2 protein-coding genes are annotated in these 1,340 nt (G+C 40.2%); both read right to left on the bottom strand.

The features are described 5' to 3' along the window. A partial coding sequence (locus N1032_RS23275) for a portal protein (protein ID WP_259542723.1) occupies positions 1-723 on the bottom strand: 723 nt, incomplete at its 3' end. A gap of 11 nt (positions 724-734) precedes the next feature. Next, positions 735-1,340: phage terminase large subunit family protein (locus tag N1032_RS23280; protein ID WP_259542724.1), on the bottom strand; the 606-nt coding region annotated here is incomplete at its 5' end.

Consider the following 1,340-nt stretch of genomic DNA (forward strand, 5'->3'; position numbering starts at 1 on the left):
AGTAGGCTCAATGATAACTTCTTCAAAAGGAACGTACTCAACTTTTACCCCTTCTGTAACTTTTTCATAGATTACACGACCTTTAAACTTCTCTTCGCCTTTAGGTGTGGGTTTCTCATTCTTGAGTTTACTTACTTCCTTTTCCTTGCCTTTCTCGTCAATCTCTACTGATTTAGTTTCTTCAGTGTAGAGTTCAACAATATCACCATCGATATTAGCTAGAAAAATATCTAGTTCATCTTTAGTTAAATCTTCGAATTCTTCGATGAGGGTTTTCTTGGATTTACCCCAATAACGTTTAACAAACCCATTACGAGCAATTAAACACTCCTTGAAAGCATCACTCATAGCATTAAAGCCATCATTGTCATGCAGAAGGATTTTATTTACCATCTTGGTTGCTAAATTTGCAGCAATACCATCTTCTGGGCCAAGAGGGGTAAAACGAACCACTTCATCACCAGCAGTGAAAGCAGATTGGAGTTCACCGAGTACCCCATTCACACTGTTCCAAACTACTGGCATGATTTGTTTACTAGAACCTGGAGTGATAGGTGCAGGTAAGCGACCATAGTAATAGTCCCAACCCATACGTACACGCACACCTAATTCACCCTCATGATAACCAATAGCATGGTTATGATAGATGCCAATCTGGCGTTGCAGGTCTACTAGTTTTTCATCATCGAGAACAACATTACCTGTAACTACGTCAAAGGACATTCGTTGTCTCCTTAATATACCATATTCCAATCGTTATAAGCTGTAGTGAAACCTTGATTAGCTTCACCTTCACTCACGCCACGTTTAATCACTGAAAGCGCTGAGTAACGAGCAGCATCCATAACGTCATCAAATTCTTTATAAATCTTACCATCTTTACGATGATAACGACGCATCTCTTCAAAGAAACGTCCACAGGTACTAAATACCTTCAATCGACCAGTTTTCATGCGTTGTAACATTTCCATAATACCTGGTTCAACAAAATTGTGTTTCTTTCCATCCCAACCAACTGGGTTATAGAAAGTTTCTCCCAGAACATTCACACCAGCTTCACGGTAATACGTCAATACAGACTTACCTGAACCTTTCTCAGTGTTATCAGCATCATGCGGCAATACGACAGGAATCCAAGTTCCACGTGCATTTATGGCTGTAGCGTGTTGTGACGGTACACCACCTTTTTCGCAATAAACATCATAGATGTAGATTGTATCTGCTGCTGCATCATAAGCTGTCCACACAACTGCTGTTGGGTGGTTAATACCAATATCGACTGCTGCCAATCTACGCCAGTGAGCTGGCAATTCAATTGGATTACAGATGATACTAGTTTC

It is taken from the genome of Herbiconiux daphne (genome assembly GCF_024979295.1).
Taxonomy (GTDB): Bacteria; Actinomycetota; Actinomycetes; order Actinomycetales; family Microbacteriaceae; genus Herbiconiux; species Herbiconiux daphnes.